This is a genomic window from Bacillus badius NBRC 15713 (assembly GCF_001591605.1).
GTDB lineage: Bacteria > Bacillota > Bacilli > Bacillales > Domibacillaceae > Pseudobacillus > Pseudobacillus badius.
Map to the genome: position 1 here is coordinate 1 of NZ_BCVF01000022.1, position 17,699 is coordinate 17,699.

The 17,699-nt window shown below is 48.2% G+C and carries 13 protein-coding genes; 11 read left to right on the forward strand and 2 right to left on the reverse strand.

Going from position 1 to position 17,699, the window contains the following annotated elements; all coding sequences use genetic code 11:
- Window positions 1-90: 90 nt before the first annotated feature.
- Window positions 91-1,173, reverse strand: coding sequence for a M20 peptidase aminoacylase family protein (locus tag BBA02S_RS11890; RefSeq protein WP_041113855.1), 1,083 nt, complete (start codon window positions 1,171-1,173; stop codon window positions 91-93).
- A gap of 40 nt (window positions 1,174-1,213) precedes the next feature.
- Window positions 1,214-2,323, reverse strand: coding sequence for a mandelate racemase/muconate lactonizing enzyme family protein (locus BBA02S_RS11895; protein WP_041113756.1), 1,110 nt, complete (start codon window positions 2,321-2,323; stop codon window positions 1,214-1,216).
- Between the two features lie 161 nt (window positions 2,324-2,484).
- On the opposite strand from BBA02S_RS11895, the gene BBA02S_RS11900 reads away from it, so the two are divergent.
- The 11 genes from BBA02S_RS11900 (at window position 2,485) to BBA02S_RS11955 (ending at window position 17,694) form a co-directional block, all read left to right on the forward strand.
- The gene (locus BBA02S_RS11900) at window positions 2,485-2,766 is read left to right on the forward strand and encodes a hypothetical protein (RefSeq protein WP_041095751.1); all 282 of its coding nucleotides are present in this window, start codon (window positions 2,485-2,487) and stop codon (window positions 2,764-2,766) included.
- 233 nt (window positions 2,767-2,999) lie between these two features.
- A complete protein-coding gene (locus BBA02S_RS11905) occupies window positions 3,000-3,992 on the forward strand; it encodes a thiamine pyrophosphate-dependent dehydrogenase E1 component subunit alpha (RefSeq protein ID WP_041095157.1) in 993 nt (330 codons plus the stop codon).
- A 24-nt stretch (window positions 3,993-4,016) separates the two neighbouring features.
- Window positions 4,017-5,051 (forward strand): alpha-ketoacid dehydrogenase subunit beta, encoded by a 1,035-nt coding sequence (locus tag BBA02S_RS11910; RefSeq protein ID WP_041095155.1) that lies wholly within the window; start codon window positions 4,017-4,019, stop codon window positions 5,049-5,051.
- 28 nt (window positions 5,052-5,079) lie between these two features.
- A complete protein-coding gene (locus BBA02S_RS11915) occupies window positions 5,080-6,297 on the forward strand; it encodes a dihydrolipoamide acetyltransferase family protein (protein ID WP_041113755.1) in 1,218 nt (405 codons plus the stop codon).
- A 16-nt stretch (window positions 6,298-6,313) separates the two neighbouring features.
- Entirely contained in the window at window positions 6,314-7,693 is a 1,380-nt protein-coding gene (gene lpdA, locus BBA02S_RS11920) for a dihydrolipoyl dehydrogenase (protein ID WP_041095151.1), read from the forward strand.
- 335 nt (window positions 7,694-8,028) lie between these two features.
- On the forward strand, window positions 8,029-9,870 hold the full coding sequence (locus tag BBA02S_RS11925) for a sigma-54-dependent Fis family transcriptional regulator (RefSeq protein WP_412676331.1): 1,842 nt from the start codon (window positions 8,029-8,031) through the stop codon (window positions 9,868-9,870).
- A gap of 136 nt (window positions 9,871-10,006) precedes the next feature.
- Window positions 10,007-11,134: a glycerate kinase family protein gene (locus tag BBA02S_RS11930; RefSeq protein ID WP_041095147.1), complete on the forward strand. Its 1,128-nt coding sequence runs from the start codon at window positions 10,007-10,009 to the stop codon at window positions 11,132-11,134.
- 392 nt (window positions 11,135-11,526) lie between these two features.
- Window positions 11,527-13,557: a sigma 54-interacting transcriptional regulator gene (locus BBA02S_RS11940; RefSeq protein ID WP_052477305.1), complete on the forward strand. Its 2,031-nt coding sequence runs from the start codon at window positions 11,527-11,529 to the stop codon at window positions 13,555-13,557.
- Window positions 13,558-13,571: 14 nt separating this feature from the next.
- The gene (locus BBA02S_RS11945; RefSeq protein WP_041095138.1) at window positions 13,572-14,456 is read left to right on the forward strand and encodes a 5-oxoprolinase subunit B family protein; all 885 of its coding nucleotides are present in this window, start codon (window positions 13,572-13,574) and stop codon (window positions 14,454-14,456) included.
- Between the two features lie 3 nt (window positions 14,457-14,459).
- Complete coding sequence (locus tag BBA02S_RS11950; RefSeq protein ID WP_041095137.1) at window positions 14,460-15,440, forward strand: 5-oxoprolinase subunit C family protein; 981 nt, start codon at window positions 14,460-14,462, stop codon at window positions 15,438-15,440.
- A gap of 166 nt (window positions 15,441-15,606) precedes the next feature.
- Complete coding sequence (locus BBA02S_RS11955; protein ID WP_041113753.1) at window positions 15,607-17,694, forward strand: hydantoinase/oxoprolinase family protein; 2,088 nt, start codon at window positions 15,607-15,609, stop codon at window positions 17,692-17,694.
- Window positions 17,695-17,699 lie beyond the last annotated feature (5 nt).

Sequence of the window (17,699 nt, forward strand, 5' to 3'; positions counted from 1 at the left end):
TCTGAGAGGATAGCCGAAAAGGCTATCCTCTTTTTATGAATGGGCATCATCCGATACAAAAATAACAATAGCCCATCGTCTTTTTAGCTCTTATGATGCTTGGCAGGCATTTAAAACAGCTCGTGTGAGTACGTCAGCGCCAATGTGGATCGCGCGCGGGTCGAACGACATATGAGGGTGATGCAGTCCTGGTTTTAAATCAGCTCCGATTCCCATCATGGCCGCTTTTAAATGCGGTCTCTTAATAGTATAGAAGTGAAAGTCATCGCTGCCTGAGGTAATAAGCGGGGCAGCCAGCATTTCCTGCCCGCCGTATTCAAGAATGCTTTGGCGAAGCAGCTCTTCCGCTTCCGCATCTACCTCCGCTCCCGGAGTTACTTTCAGCCACTCGGCTTCAATCTTTACACCAAACAGCGCGCTTAACTGTTTGATTTTCTTTTCAATAATTGCCTGCATGTCCCGCAAGACCGAATTTTTTTGCGCCCGGATATCGAGGCCGAATTTTGCAGAGCCGGGGATAATATTTAAGCTTTGGCCGCCGGCCTCTACATGTGTCATTTTCACCGAATAAGGTTCAAAAGGAGAAAAATGAATCAATTTCAATTGCTCATTCAAAGAAGAAAGAATATCAATGGCGTTCGTCCCTTGATGCGGACGGGCTCCATGGGCATTATCTCCGCTGATTTTTCCCCTTAAAAAGGCAACAGCCCCATGGTGAATAGCCGGGGTGATTTTGCCGAAAGGCAGCTCTTCAATCGGCCGGAGGTGGATGCCAAATAAATAATCAGCATCGTCCACTGCACCTTTTTCTACCATTTTTAAAGCCCCGCTTCCTGTTTCCTCAGCCGGCTGAAAAATAAAGCGGACAGTGCCATTCGTTATCCGGCTTTTCAATTGCAGGATGGCTCCGATGACAATGGACATATGGGCGTCGTGGCCGCATGAATGGTTCGCTTGAAAAACACCGTCCACTTCCTGCCAAAGGGCATCTATATCCGCACGGACAGCCACCACGGGCTTTCCGCTTCCAATTTCGGCAATCAGCCCGGTGCAATCATCAAACAGGGAAACGAAAATCCCTTCCTTTTGCAGCAGGCCGGCAATGTAGGCCGTTGTTTCTTTCTCCTCCCAGCTAATCTCAGGATGTGTATGCAGGTGTTGAAAAATGTCCATTAGCCGGTCGTCTGTTTTCTTCACGAAAGGTCCTCCTTTCTTAGTTAATCGTTGCGCGTGAAACCGTTAATTCTTCCAATACAGACTCGTTAATGACAAGGCCGAGTCCTGGTTTGTCGTTGAGGTGAACATATGGCACTTCATATTTTAGATCGCCAATATCCTTGCTGAACAGAATAGGACCAGTCAATTCTGTGCTTTTAATATTCTTTCGGGAGATGGCTGTGTGATAGCCGGCTGCAGAGCCGATGGACGATTCCACCATAGAACCGATCTGGCAATCAATTCCGGCGTATTCCGCAGCTTTTGCCATGTGGATGGCCGGGTAAATGCCGCCGCTCTTCATGAGTTTAATATTGATTTTGTCAACAGCCTCTTTTTTTACGATCTCCACTAATTGTTCGCCATTTTGAATTGATTCATCTGCCATCAGCGGAATCGTGCATTGCCGCTTCAACTGTGCCAGGCCGTCAATATCGCCAATACGGAGCGGCTGCTCCAGCCAGGAAAGCTGAACTTCTTCAAGCTGTTTCATGGCTTGGATCGCTACATCATATTTGTGCCAGCCTTGGTTGACATCTACGCGGATCGGCACATCCAAGCCGACCGCTTCCCGAACGGCTTGGATTCTTTTAACATCCAGCTGCGGATCAGTGCCAACTTTCAGCTTTAATGATTGAAAGCCGTTTTGAATAGCGGCCAGCGCCTTTTCGGCCATCACTTCGGGTTCTTCGATGCTTAATACTTTTGGATAAGTCAGCTCATCATGGCTCCTTCCGCCGATCAAATCATATACCGGCAATCCGGCCGCTTTGCCCATCAGATCATAGCAAGCAATGTCCACTGCTGCTTTGGCGGCCGGATTGGCAATAATGGCTTGATTCATTTTATGATGAATGTGTTCAATCCGGAAGGGGTTTTCCCCCAGAACAGCCGGCAAAAGGACGCGCTTTAACACCTCTATGCAGCCGTAAAAGTTTTCCGCTGTTACGTGATCATCGGGCACTGCTTCTCCCCATCCAATGAGGCCGCTGTCTGTTTCCAGCTTTACAATAATGGATGGCATGTAATCAAAGGTGGCGTAGGAAACAATGAAAGGTGTTTTTAAAGGCAAGTGGATGCCGTAAAGTTCTGCTTTTGTAATCTTCATGAAAGTTCTCTCCTTTGTAGGTATAGACTATATATTCCAGTATAAGTGAAAAAATGGGGTTGAAAAGAAGTTTTCAGCTTAGAGCTTGGATAAAAATGAAACTTTTTTCATGGCTGGACCGTAAACAAGAGACAACAAGCGCAGAAAAAGGAGAGACGAAGATGACAAATGCAATGAAGTGGATAACGGGAGGTCTTGAAGCTTTTTTTGGTATTCCGATCCTTGGCGGCATGATTATCCTTGGACATGCTTGGGCGCCGCTCGGTTTTATGGCGGTTTTGCATATTATCACCTTGCTGATTGCTTTGAATGCCGGCAAAAGCTTAACGGGCAGTATTCTCGGCATTATTGCTTCAGCGATCGGCTGGATTCCGATTGTCGGGATGGTCATGCACTGGATCACCGCACTGGTTCTGATTTCAAGCGCCTTTAGAAACAAATAACGGGCGGACAAGCAAACACGCAACGAAACAAAAAGAGACAAAATGGGACAGCTGTCCCGCTTTGTCTCTTTTTTTGTTTTGGCTTAGTACAGGTTTCAGTCATAGAAAAAGTGATGAAAGACCGCTCAGATAAAGGAATATCGATTCAAAAAGTGCTGTTTTCGCATGCTTGAACGGGTGGCACGGCATTTGCAATAAAGAGGATGAGAAAAAATGATAGGAGGCTGTTAACCATGGAAGTGCTGCAGAACAAGGGAGTTGCATTGACACAGGACCAAGCCCGGTGGATGTACAGAAAGATGCTGGAGATCCGCGAATTCGAGGATAAAGTGCATGAACTGTTTGCTCAGGGGATTTTGCCGGGGTTCGTTCATTTGTATGCGGGCGAAGAAGCGGTAGCCGTTGGTGTATGCGCTCATTTAAATGACAAGGATACCATTACGAGCACTCATCGCGGACATGGGCATTGTATTGCAAAGGGCTGCGACCTCGATGGCATGATGGCTGAAATATACGGAAAAGCGACAGGCTTGTGCAAAGGAAAGGGCGGCTCAATGCATATCGCTGATTTAAATAAAGGCATGCTGGGGGCAAATGGCATTGTCGGCGGCGGTTTTCCGCTGGCATGCGGCTCTGCTTTAACGGCCAAATATAAAAAGACGGACAATGTCAGTGTTTGCTTCTTTGGAGATGGAGCCAACAATCACGGCACGTTTCATGAAGGGATTAATTTGGCGGCGATTTGGAATCTTCCTGTTATTTTCGTTGCTGAAAATAACGGGTATGCCGAAGCGACCCCATTTGAATATGCCTCCAGCTGCAAGACGATTGCAGACCGGGCAATCGGCTACAACATTCCCGGCGTCCGTGTAGATGGAAAGAATGTGCTGGCCGTTTATAAGGCAGCGGAAGAAGCGATTCAACGGGCGCGCCGCGGAGAAGGGCCGACATTGATCGAATGCATGACCTACCGCAATTATGGACACTTTGAAGGGGATGCCCAGACGTACAAAGCGGAACCTGAAAAGAAAGAACATAAGCAGGAAAAAGACGCCATTATTCAATTTAAAAAGTATCTGTTAACCCAGCGGCTCTTGACGGAAAACGAGCTGGCTTCTGTAGAAGAATCGGTTATTGAAGCGATTCAGCGGGCTGTGCGGTTCAGTGAGGAAAGCCCGTATCCGAAAGAAGATGAATTACTGACAGATGTATATGTATCCTATTAATTTCTTAAAAAAGGAGAGCTGAATATGGCGAGAACAATAAGCATGTCCGAAGCGATCAATGAAGCAATCGCATTGGCGATGAGGAAAGACCCGGATGTGGTTTTGCTGGGGGAAGATGTTGCCGGGGGAGCAGAAGTGGATCATTTGCAAGATGAAGATGCCTGGGGAGGCGTACTTGGCGTAACGAAGGGACTTGTCCAAGAGTTCGGCCGGGAGCGCATTTTAGATACGCCGATTGCTGAAGCGGGCTATATGGGAGCGGCGATGGCTGCGGCGTCAACAGGACTGCGGCCGATTGCTGAATTAATGTTTAACGATTTTATCGGCAGCTGTCTCGATGAAGTTTTAAATCAGGGAGCTAAATTCCGTTATATGTTCGGCGGGAAAGCGCAAGTGCCGGTGACGGTAAGAACTATGCACGGAGCCGGCTTTCGGGCAGCCGCCCAGCATTCGCAAAGCTTATATGCACTGTTTACAAGTATCCCAGGCTTGAAAGTAGTTGTACCATCTACCCCTTATGATGCGAAAGGGCTGCTGCTTGCTGCTATTGAAGATAATGATCCGGTGATCTTTTTCGAAGATAAAACGCTGTATAACATGACAGGAGAAGTGCCGGAGGGCTACTATACAGTCCCGATCGGGAAAGCGGATGTTAAGCGGGAAGGCTCTGACTTAACCATTGTCGGCATTGGAAAACAAGTGAACACAGCTTTAGAAGCGGCCGGGCACCTTGCTGGCCGGGGAATCGAAGCAGAGGTAGTCGATCCGCGGAGTTTATCTCCACTAGATGAAGAAACAATCCTTTCCTCTGTGGCGAAAACGAACCGGCTGGTCATTGTCGATGAAGCGAACCCGCGTTGTAATTTGGCGACTGACATTGCGGCTATCGTAGCGGATAAAGGGTTCGATTCGCTGGATGCGCCCATTAAGCGCATAACAGCGCCTCATACACCGGTGCCTTTCTCTCCTCCTCTAGAAGATAGGTATCTTCCTTCACCGGAGAAAGTGATACAGGCAGTGTCTGAACTTTTAGGAGAAACCTCTTCTCTCAGCTTATAAGACGATAAAGAAGAAAGGGAGAGATTCGATGGCAGTAGAAGTGATCATGCCGAAATTAGGGATGGCAATGAAGGAAGGCACTGTTTCCAATTGGAATAAGCAGGTTGGAGAGGCGGTAGAAAAAGGAGAGCTGATTGCCAGCATTAACTCGGAAAAAATTGAAATGGAGATTGAAGCGCCGGCGAGCGGAAGCCTGTTGGATATTGCCGTTCCAGAAGGCGAGGGAGTCCCTCCAGGAACAGTTATTGGCTATATCGGACAGCCGGGTGAAAAAGTGCCTGAAGCCGAGACATCTGTTGCCGAGCAGCCAGCTGACAAGGAAATAGCGGCCACGGCAATGGAAGAGACGAAGCCTGTTTCGCTTTCTGCTCTCACAACAAGGAGCCGGATAAAAATCTCGCCTGTGGCCCGCAAAATAGCGGAGTCGGCCGGCATTGATTATACGCAGCTGAAAGGTTCAGGGCCAGGCGGGAGAATTACAAAGGAGGATGTGGAGAAAGCAGTCCCTGCTCCGGCAGCTTCCGAACCGGAACAGAGGGAAGAAAGCACAGCTCCGGCAGCACAGCAAACACCGATGACAGGTATGCGCAAGGTGATTGCGGAAAGGATGCACGCCAGCTTGAAAAACAGCGCCCAGTTAACGATCACAATGAAGGCGGATGCAACCGAAGCAGTTCAGCTTCGCGAGCAGATGGCAGAAACCGTTCAATCCCATCTGGAGGCGAATCTCTCCATGAATGATTTTGTTGCCCGGGCTGTTGTGCTGGCGCTCCAAAAGCATCCGCATATGAATAGTGCCTGCATGGATGGGCATATTCATCAGTTTGAATCGATTCATCTCGGAGTCGCTGTAGCGCTTGAGAAAGGGCTTGTAGTGCCGGTTATCCGTGATGCTCAGAATGATTCTTTTGTCCAGCTTTCTAAAAAAATCAAGCTGTGTGCTGAGCGGGCGCGCCAAGGAGAGTTGAATCAGGATGAAATGACAGGCTCGACTTTCACCATTAGCAACCTCGGCGCTTACGGAGTGGAATATTTCACCCCGATTTTAAATTCTCCGGAAGCAGGTATTCTCGGGGTTGGCGCTATGGAGGAAGCGGCCGTATTCAAGGAAGGAACGATCGAGTGCCGCCGTTTGCTGCCTCTCAGCTTGACCTTTGACCACCGCGTACTGGACGGGGCGCCCGCGGCAGCTTTTCTGCAGACGGTCAAGCAGCTGTTGGAAGAGCCGTTTACAATGTTGCTTTAGAAGGAAGGTAGATACGATGACAACCATTGCAATAATCGGCGGCGGGCCTGCCGGATATGTAGCAGCCATCACTGCCGCCCGGCAAGGACAGAAAGTCACGCTTATTGAGGAGGGGCCCTTGGGCGGAGTGTGCTTAAATGAAGGGTGTATGCCAACGAAATTGCTGTTAGAAAGCGCCGCTGTATTGGAGAAAGTACAGCAAGCAGCAGAGTTCGGTATCCGGCGCTCATCGTCCTATGTCGAAATAGACTGGGCCTATGTCCAGCTGCGGAAAGAGAAACTGATTCGGACGCTGGCATCTGGCGTCAAGCATTTGATCAAAAAAAACCAAATTGAACTTGTCAATGGCAAGGCCCGATTTAACGATCCGCATAGCCTTCGGGTTACAACAGCGGAAGGGGAAAGGAGCATTCGGGCGGACAAGTTCATTATTGCTGCCGGGTCTGAACCTGTTTCCTTGCCCTTCGCGCCGTTTGCCGGTGAATGGGTGATTCATAGCGGCCAGGCGCTGGCTCTTTCGGCTATACCGGCGACGATGCTTATTATTGGCGGGGGAGTCATCGGCTGCGAGTTTGCCAGTATCTATAGCCGCATGGGAACGAAAGTAAGCATAATAGAAATGGCTGACCAGTTGCTTCCCGGGGAGGACCCGGATATAGCGGCTGTTTTACATGAAAAGCTGAAAGCGGACGGTGTATCTATTTATACTTCTGCTTCTGCGAAAAAAGTAGAGGCTGGAAAAAAGAAAGTAATAGCGGAAACCGCTCAAGGGATTAGGCAGTTCAGCCCTGACTGCCTGCTTGTTGCGATTGGCAGAAAGCCGCGGGTGGCCGGCCTGCAATTAGAAAACAGCGGAGTCGCTTATTCGAAAGCCGGCATTGAAGTCAATAGCCAAATGCAAACAAGCCAGCCGCACATTTATGCGTGCGGGGATATTGTCGGCGGCAGCCAGCTGGCTCATGTTGCTTTCCATGAAGGAACAGTAGCCGCTTTGAATGCGTGCGGAGGGGCGGTCCATGCTGATTACCGGGCGGTACCCCGATGTATTTATACTTCTCCGGAGATCGCTGGCGTGGGGCTGACAGAAAAACAAGCACGCGCTCAATATGGTGACATTAAAGTAGGGGAATGTGCTTTTTCGGCTAACGGCAAATCATTGATTCTCAATGAAGCAGCAGGAAAGGTAAAGGTATTGATTGAGCCGCAGTATAATGAAATCATCGGTTTGTCGATCGTCGGCCCCCATGCTACAGAGCTGATCGGACAAGGTACAGTCATGATCCATGGCGAGATGACAGCCGACAGTCTGGAGCGGCTGATCGCCGCTCATCCAAGCGTATCGGAAGCTATTTATGAGGCTGTAGCCTCCACGGCCGGCCAAGCTGTGCATACCTGATCAATATTCAGGGAGGCTGGCCAATAATCCATAAAATAAAAAGAGGTCGGGAAGAAATAGGTGCTGTCCCAAAAAGTCATTTTTCATGACTTTTTAGGCAGCCCTTTTCTTTTTTTAAGAGGGAAATGATATTTGAAAGAATTTTCTTTCTATTTTATAATGAGAAAAGTATCAATTTTTATTTGTACAGACACTTTACATGCTTCTTTGCACGCTCATTCTCTTCTTTTTTTAAAACCGCTGTTTATACGTTCATTCATCCACTCTCGTACTTTCTCAGACCTACATAACATGTAAGCTTTTCAGGTGTACAAAATAAATGATTTAAGGGGGATATGTTCATGCAATCCGTCTGTTATTTGAGTACATGGAAACGCTTTGTGAGTGAAGGAGTACTAGATCCCTCCCGTATTAGCAAGCGAATCATTGAATCTTGGCACCGTTGTAAAAACAAACAGGTTGATCCTTATTTGCAGAAAGGAAGGCACTTTCTGACAAAAGAGTCATTTCAACAGCAAAAAGAAAAAAATAAGCTGCTGCTGCAGGCGGCTTTGCCGGCTTTAAAACGAATGGACCGCATGATGGCCGAATTGGAAGCGGTCGTGTTATTAATTGATCCTTCGGGGTATGTACTGTCGATTGTTGGAAATAAAAAGGTAAAATATGAAGCGAAAAGAATCAATTTTACTGAAGGTGTACGCTGGACTGAGGAAGAAGTGGGAACAAATGCGATCGGCACAGCTTTGCAGACAAAAGAAGCGATTATGATCAGCGGTTCCGAGCATTATTCTGTCGCCTCGCATAATTGGAGCTGTGCAGCGGCTCCTATTCATTCAAGAGAAGGTGAACTGCTAGGCGTTATCGATATTTCTTGTCCGGTCGACCGGGCCCACCCATTTATGCTTGGCATGGTTGCTTCGATTGCCCGCGAAGTGGAGAAGGAGTTAAGCGTGCAAGCACATAAGCAGGAAGCTGACTTGCTTAATCAATGCGCGCATTTGCTTGACGGAGGTTCACTCATAGCCGTTTGCAACGAAAAAGGCAGGGTGGTTGCTGTTAGCCGGGATCTTCGGTGGCACATTCCTGACTATAGAGAACTGAAAAGGGAGCAACTAGTCAGGCACGGCCTGAAAGAAAAAATGGCATCTGTTATTGTTGCAAGCGATCCGAACCGGGTGATTGGCACTTGTCTTTATTTACAAGCAGTGGAGAAGTCGCCTGAAAGCGATTTTCCGGAAGCCCCTTCTTTTTATTTTGAAGGAACAGCTGGAAGCAGCCGCTCTTTTCAACAAATATTAGAGGATGTAAAAAGAGTGGCACCCACAGACGCCAGTGTTTGCCTTTTTGGGGAAACAGGCACAGGCAAAGAAGTGATTGCCCGGGCGCTGCATGATAATAGCAAGAGAAGAAATGGTCCTTTTATTGCACTAAATTGCGGAGCTTTGCCTGAAGAGTTAATGGAGAGCGAATTGTTTGGCTATGCCGAAGGTGCTTTTACCGGAGCGAAGCGGGGAGGCCATAAAGGAAAGTTTGAGCAGGCGCAAGGCGGAACCATTTTTCTTGATGAAATTGGCGAAATTTCTCCGGCTATGCAAGTGAAGCTGCTGCGTGTTCTGCAAGAAAGAAAAGTCACCCCGGTTGGAGGAATGAAGGAAATTGAGCTGGATGTCCGTATTGTTGCGGCTACTCACCGTGATCTTAGGCGATTAGCGGAAGAAGGAACGTTCCGCAAGGACTTGTATTACCGTCTTCACGTGTATCCAATATACGTGCCGCCTCTGCGGGAAAGAAAAGAAGATATTCCGCATTTAGTGCGCCATTACTGCGAGCAGCATCATTGGCGCGTTCGAGTGCCGGAGGAATATATTCAAAGGCTGAAGCAATACGATTGGCCGGGTAACATCCGTGAACTATTTAATGTATTGGAGCGTCTGCGCATCTCTTCTCCTTTGCTGGAGCCGGGGGAATTTTATATAGTAGACAAGCTCCTTGCTCCGAATGCCCGGCAGCCGGATGCAGAGCCTGTTTCCTGTAAGCTGAATGTCCGTGAACAGATTCAAAAAGAATTAATGATGGAAGCACTCCGGAAAACGCAGGGAAATGTTTCCGAAGCGGCCAAATTGCTGGATATGCCGCGGAGTACTTTTTACAGGCGGCTGCAGCGGTTTAATTTGTAACAGCTTGGCGGGAACGGATTCCTGCCATTTTTTGTGACTGAAAGAAAACAGCCTGCACATTTGTGAACTTGCTGCCAAAATAAAGAGGTGCTGCGGCTGTTCATTCTGTGGAGAAAAACAACAAAAGAGGTGGAAGATGAATATTTTAATTGCGCCGGACTCTTTCAAAGGTTCGCTTTCGGCAGCCGCTGTCGGGCACGCAATCGCCGCAGGAGTAAAAAAGGCGGTGCCGGATGCCGAAATTAAAGTGGTGCCGATGGCTGACGGCGGAGAGGGAACCATTGAGGCCTTATCCGGTACGCGGCAACAGCTGTCTGTCCATGATCCGCTCATGCGCCCGGTGGAAGCTTCTTATTTAACGTTAGAATACAGGGGCGAGCAGACAGCTGTAATTGAATGCGCCCAAAGCAGCGGTTTAACGTTGCTGCCGGCAAACAGGCGTTCACCGATGGCGGCCAATACATACGGATTGGGAGAACAAATTAGAGCAGCGCTTGATGCCGGCTTCCGGCAGATCATTATTTCGCTCGGCGGCAGCGCGACAAACGATGGCGGTCTAGGCATGCTGCAAGCTCTTGGCTGGAAGCTATACGATCAGGAGAAAAAAGAAATACCGATAGACGGCAACCCGTTATTGTCCATTGATTCATTGTCGGATGAAGACATTCACCCGTCTATACGCGGCACGCGCTTTCTGGCAGCCAGCGATGTCATGAATTCCTTCTATGGGCAGGGAGGAGCTGCTTTTGTCTTCGCTCCGCAAAAAGGAGCAGACAGGCGTGAGGTGGAGGAGCTGGACTGGCAGCTGAGAAAGACCGCCGGCTTATTTCAGCAAACCTATGGGCTTGACGTTCAAGAGATCAAGGGAAGCGGAGCAGCGGGCGGGCTCGGCGGGGCCATTGCAGCGGCGCTTGGAGGAGAGATTGTATCGGGAGTGGAGCTTGTGATTCAGTTAACCGGACTTGAGGCGGATATTCGCCAGGCTGATTTAATCATTACTGGTGAAGGCAGCCTTGATGGACAAAGCTTGCTGGGAAAGGTGCCTGTCGGGGTCGCTCGACTTGCAAAACTGCATGGGGCATCGGTCATTGCTCTTGCCGGCAGACTTGGAAGAGAGCTTGAAGCGCTCCACCCTTATTTTGATGGCCTGTTCTCGATTCAATCAGACTGTCTTTCTGTTGAGCAGGCAATGGAGCCGGAAACAGCCTCCCGGCAAGCAAGCCAAGCAGCGGAGCAGCTGCTGCGCTTTTATACGCTAACCTGAACGGTAGGCGGTCTTTCTACTCCAAACGTCTGAATAGGAGCAGCTCCTTGTTTAATGGCTTAAGCTCATTTCTATTTTTAGCAGCAAAGGGTGGTCCCTTTGTTGCTTTAGCATAGTAAAATAAATTGCAAAACTGCAATATTGTTTGCAGTTTTGCAAAAAATAAAAAAGGTTTGCACAAAAAAATGTCGAATAGCGGAACAAAACCGGGAAAAATGAGGAGCGAAAACAGCGATAAAAAAGCTTTATTTTCTGAATTATTCATTTATTTTCAAGGGATTTCTTCTTTTTGGCACGGTATTTGCTTATAGAAAAGCAGATGTAAACGTATTCAGTTTGCCAGAGAGATGGTTCTTTTCCCGGTGATGTGATGGAAAGGAGTTCAGTAGCTTATGAGATGGAGATGGCAGGAGATTTTGTTGCCTTTGCCGCCTGGCGTGTCAAGTGAAGCAACCGTGCAGGATGCAATCAGCTTGCTCTCCCGGGAAGAGAGCCATACGGCGTTCGTTTATGAACAAGGAGAGCTTGTTGGTTACCTTGCCTTGAATGGTTTAATGAAACAAGTGCAAGGCGCTGGATCATTGAATCAGCCGGTGAGGTATGAAAAGGATTTGCTTCTTGTCCGCGAAAATGGCTGGGTGGAGTTTTGCCACAACTGCTCTATCGTTGCCGGAGTGAATGAACAAAGGGAGCCGGTCGGGTACATCACTATGGAGGAAGCTAAAAATCAGCTGGCCCACCTTCAGCTGGAGAGTTTAAATCATAGCTTGAACAGTGCCGAGATTGGCATTATCACAACAAACCAGCAATTTGAAGTCAATTTTATGAATGAAACAGCCGGCCAGATCTTAGGGCTGCCGCGTTCCATTCTGGCGGGAAGAAATTACAGAAAAATGATGGCGACGGAAGTCGAAATGGCCAACATTCTTGCAGGCGAGAAGAAGTTCGGGGTAGACAGCACGTTCAATTTCAAAAAAATAACCGGCCATTTTTCACCGGTTTATCATGAAGGGCAAATCGAGGGCATTGTTCATGTGTTTTACTTGCAGGAGCATTTGGAAAAAGCCGTCAGCCGTTTGGAATTTGTTCGTGAGCTGACTGAAGAGCTGCAAACCATTTATGCGGCATCTAACGAGCAAATTATGGTCGTGCAGCCTTCCGGGGAAATCAGCAACATAACCGGTTCGTTCTTGAAGAACTTTTGGAAGCCATATAAAAAAGAGGATTTAATTGGGCGAAGTGTATTTGAATTAGAAGCTGACGGGTTGTTTGAACCGAATGTTTTTGCTCAGTGCTTAAAGGAGCAGCAGCGAATCAGCATGACGCAAAGCAGCCGGGGAGAAACGAAGGTGTTATCGACGGCGGTTCCTATCATGAAAAAAGACAGGTTGGAGAAAGTCATTGTTCTTTCGCGTGATGTCAGCATAGAGGAGATGTCAGAGAGGCGGAATGCGGAGGGCGGAAATCCATTGACCCCTGACCTGACAAAAAAACTCGTGTACCGTTCACGGGAAATGGCGGAACTTGTAAAGCAGCTGAAGGAAGTGGCAGAAACGGAATCCACGGTGCTGATCACCGGAGAATCGGGAGCCGGAAAAGAGGTAATTGCCAGCCACATTCATGCTTACAGCCGGCGGTCGGACGCGCCGTTCGTTACCATCAACTGCGGTGCTATCCCTGAAAATTTACTGGAAAGTGAATTGTTTGGGCATGAAAAGGGCGCGTTCACCAGTGCAGTAGAAAGAAAAAAGGGATTATTTGAAGCGGCAGACGGCGGAACGATTTTTCTTGATGAAATTTCTGAAATTCCGCTTCATATGCAAGTCAAGCTGCTGCGGGTCTTGCAGGAGCGAGAAATAGTCCGTGTTGGCGGCCTTGCACCCATCAAAGTCAATGTGCGTGTATTAGCCGCCACGAATAGAAGCCTGCGAAAAATGGTGGCGGCCCAGACGTTCCGGGAAGACCTATTTTACCGGCTGCACGTCGTTCCGCTGCAGATCCCGCCGCTAAGAAAGCGCAAAGAGGACATTGCTCCGCTTGCTCTGTCTTTTCTTGAGAAATTAAACGAAACCTATAAAAGGGAAAAGAAGCTGTCGAGAGAAGGATTGCAGCTGTTAGAGAGTTATCAGTGGCCGGGGAACATTCGGGAATTGCAAAATGTAATGGAACGTTTAGTAGTGATTGGAAAACAGGAAGTCATCTCTGGGGACGATGTGTTCCGTGCTGTTTGGGATAGCGAGTCGGACGAGAAGGCCCATTTAACAGTCCGGGGAATCATGCCATTGAAGGAGGCTATCCAAGAAGTGGAAGACCAATTGATCCGGCTGGCGCTCGGCAAATACAAAACGGCGATCAAGGCATCGGCTGCACTGGGAGTCAGCGCATCGACAGTCAGCCGCAGAATGAAGAAAGTATCAAAGTAGAGGAGAAAAACAGCGTGTTAATTTTTCCGGAAACGAAGTTTGATTTTTGCGGAGATGAATATATTTACGCGGAAATTTCTAAAGAGATGAGAATTGAAAGTAACTTTAAGGCGATTTCCATTACTAATGAGCTGAGAAAGCGCAACATCCCAGGCATGATTGAAGTATACCCGAGCAATGCGTCCTATCTGATCCGTTATGACCCAAATGCGATTTCCCCTCACCATCTGCTTGATTATTTGCAAGAGATTGACCAGCAAAAAAGTGACCGTTCGGAATTATACTTCAGCAGCCGGATCATTGAAATTCCGGTTTGGTACAACGATAAGATCACGAAGAGAACGATTGAAAAATATCAGCATCTGCAGCCCGAAGCAGAAGGCGATGACTTCTCTTACGTCATGAAAGCAAACGGATTTACTGACAAGGAGGACTTCATTGCTTCTCATTCTGCCCCTCCGTATTTTATTACGTCATTAGGGTTCAAGCCGGGAACAGCATGGGGGTTTCCGCTTGGAGTGCCGCAGCGCCAAATTCTGCAGGCGCCCAAATACCCTAGTCCGCGCTCTTACACACCCAGTGAGGCAGTTGGGATAGGAGGAGCGTTCACGGTTGTTTATCCATCGGAATCGACTGGAAGCTATCAGTTGATCGGTATGTCAGCTGTTCCCGTGTATGATCCGGGGCAAAGCTTGCCGCTTTTTCAAGACTCTTTTTTTCTTGCCAAACCGGGAGACTTATGGAAATATCGGCCAGTAACCGAGGCGGAATATTATAACATTCGTGAAGAAGTAGCGAAACGGATCTATGAATATAGAGTAAAGTCCATTGAGTTTTCGGCAGAGCAATATGATGAAGAGGGCATGCGTTACATTTCTCAACTGATGGAGGGGTTTTAAACTGTGCTGCACATACTTGAACCAGGACTAAAAACAACGATCCAGGATACAGGTCGGTTTGGTTATTACCATATGGGAGTGCCGCCTTCAGGAGCAGCAGATAAATACTCTTTTTTGCTCGGTCATGCTCTTCTTGGCAACCCGCCTCACTATGCCGGCTTGGAAATGATGTTAACGGGTCCGGTTATTGAATTTCACAAAAAGACAGTGGCCGTCCTGACTGGCGCCCCCGCCAAGGCAGAGTTGAATGGGGAGGCGATTCCGCTGTGGGAGCCTGTAGCTGTCTCACCGGGAGATATATTAAGAGTCGGAAGGATAGAGGAAGGGATTTTTACTTATTTGACTGTTTCAGGCGGCCTTGCCACACCTGAAATGCTCGGCAGCCGTTCGGTTTGCTTTGCGAGTGGCTTTCCTGGTGTATTGGGGCGGAAGTTGTTGAAAGGCGACCAGCTGCCGCTCAATGAACCGCTGCCCGGCGTTCTCCGGCAAGTAGGAAAAAGCGTGCCGGAGGAGAGTAAGCCTGTGTTTAGCCGTCAGCTGGATGTTCATCTTGTATTGGGGATTGCGAGTGAAAGAATTAGTGACGAAGGGCTAACCGGTCTTCTTAATCAGGAGTGGACGATTCATTCTGAGTCGAATCGGGTCGCTTACCGGCTGCACGGCGGGCGCGTCCGATATAAGAAAGAAGCCGCTCCATTCGGCTCCGGAAGCAGTCCAGGCAACATTGTTGATATTCCTTATCCGATCGGCGGGGTGATTGTGCCTAATGAAGAGGAATTAATTATTTTATTAAATGACGGAACAGGCGGCGGAGGATTTGTAACAACCGGTACGGTCATCAGCCCGGATATTAGCGTGCTCGCCCAGGCGAAACCGCAATCGAATGTCCGCTTTCATGCCGTTACCGTTGAACAAGCGTTTCAGCTGCGACGGCAAAAAGAGCTATTTATCGAAAAAGTAAAAATGTCTGTTCAGCAAGCATAAAATCACGCTTGCTGCAGCTTTTGGGTTCAGAATATTCCGTTTATTCTCAGGTGTGCTGCTCTGATGTTCATTTTAGGAGGTGGTGCCGACACGCACTGCGAGAGTGATAGGATCATGGTTTGCATATAAATGAAATCATTTTATTAATCAAAATGGAGGCGATCAAGTGAGTAAATATCATGTAGCTGTCGATGTTGGAGGAACATTCACGGACGTATTCGTATTCGATGAAAAAACAGGGAAAATTCATGTAACAAAAACATCTTCCACACCATCTAATCCAGAAAAAGGAATGATGGACGGAATCGCTAAAGCTAAGCTGACAGGCGATCAAATTGCCATGTTCTCTCATGGAACGACTGTCGGAACCAATGCATTAATCGAGAGAAAGCTGCCGAAAGCGGCACTTGTGACAACTAAAGGCTTTCGGGATGTGACGGAGATTCGCCGCGGCACGAAGCTGGATTTGTGGGATGCCTACAACGATGTGGCAGAGCCTTACATTAAACGCCGCGACCGGTTCGAGGTGACGGAGCGGGTCGATTTTTCCGGAAACATTATGACAGAAGTAAATGAAGCCGAGGTCCGCGAGCTTGCAAGGGTGCTGAAAAGACGCCAGGTAGAATCCATCGCCATTTGCTTCATGAATGCCTATGTAAATGGCGATAATGAAAAGCTCGTGAAAGAAATGTTGCAGGAAGAAATGCCGGATGTGTATATTTGTACCTCTTCTGAAACTTTGCCGGAAATCTTTGAGCATGAGCGGATGAGCACGACTATTGTAAATGCTGTGCTTGGCCCGACCATTAGCAAATATATTAAAGTGCTGGAAAAGGAAATGAAAGGAATTGGCTATCAAGGAGACATCCTCGTTCTTCATTCCGGCGGAGGAGTGATGACATCTGAAACGGTCCCTCGTTATGCCGCTCGTTTAGCAAGCTCAGGGATTGCCGCCGGAGCGATTGCGAGCAAGCACATCGCCAATATGTGCGGATTCAAAAATGCAATCGGCTTAGATATGGGAGGAACAAGCACGGATATTTCTTTAATGTACGACAATGACTTGCGTGTAACGAAGGACTGGTACATTGAGTATGGTTACCCAATTGGCTTCCCTAGCATTGAAATTTTAACCATTGGAGCTGGAGGAGGAAGCTTATCATGGATTGATGAAGGCGGCTCTTTACGCAACGGTCCGCAAAGCGCCGGCGCCGTACCTGGTCCGGCTTGTTATCAGCGGGGCGGAACCGAGCCGACCAACTCGGATGCCAACGTTGTGCTTGGCCGTTTAGGCACGAAGCTGCTTGATGGGCAAATGACACTGGATAAGGAAGCGGCCATCAAGGCGATTGAAAAAACTGTCGCGTCTAAGCTCGACTACAACGTTTATGAAGCGGCAGATGCCATTATCAAAGTGGCGAATGCGAACATGTGTGACGCACTTCGTTTGATTTCTGTGCGCCGCGGCTATGATCCGCGTGATTTTGCTTTAGTTGCTTTCGGCGGCGCGGGAGCCCTGCACGGAGCGGAATTGGCGAAAGAAATGGAAATCCCGCATGTTATCGTGCCGGCCCATCCGGGAGTAGCGGCAGCGATGGGCTGCTTGCTCGTTGATGTCCGCCATGACGTGACCAAAACCTATTTAGCAAACATCGCAGATATCCAAAAGGATGATTTAGAAAAAGAGTTTATCGAAATGGAAAAAGAAGCAATCGCCCTGCTTGAAGAAGAAGGCATCGAGCCGGAAAATATGAACTTAATTCGTTATGTGGATATGCGCTATGTTGGCCAGTGGAGAACACTGTCTGTTACTGTAGATCGTCCGCTGCAGTCTCTTGAAAACGCTGTGGAACGTTTCCATCAAGAGCATGAACGTGAATTTGCTTTCAGGGATGAGGAGACAGGCATTGAAATTTACGGCTTGCGTGTAGAAGCAATCGGTACGGTGACAAAACCGGAATTCAACAAAGAAGAGCCTTCAGGAACACTGGAAGAAGCATGGAAAGAAACGCGGGAAGTGTATTTTGAGGAATCAGGCGGGTTTATTGAAACAGCTGTTTATGACCGCACGAAAATTCCTGTTCTATCGGAGTTTTCCGGTCCGGCCATTATCGATCAGCTTGATTCTACGGTAGTCGTTCCTCCGTACTGCACGGTAAAGGTAGATGAGTACCGCAACATCATTATGTCATTTGCGGCAAAAGAAGAAGGGCAAAAGGAAGCAGACATAACAGTACCAACATTAGCTAACTAAAAGGG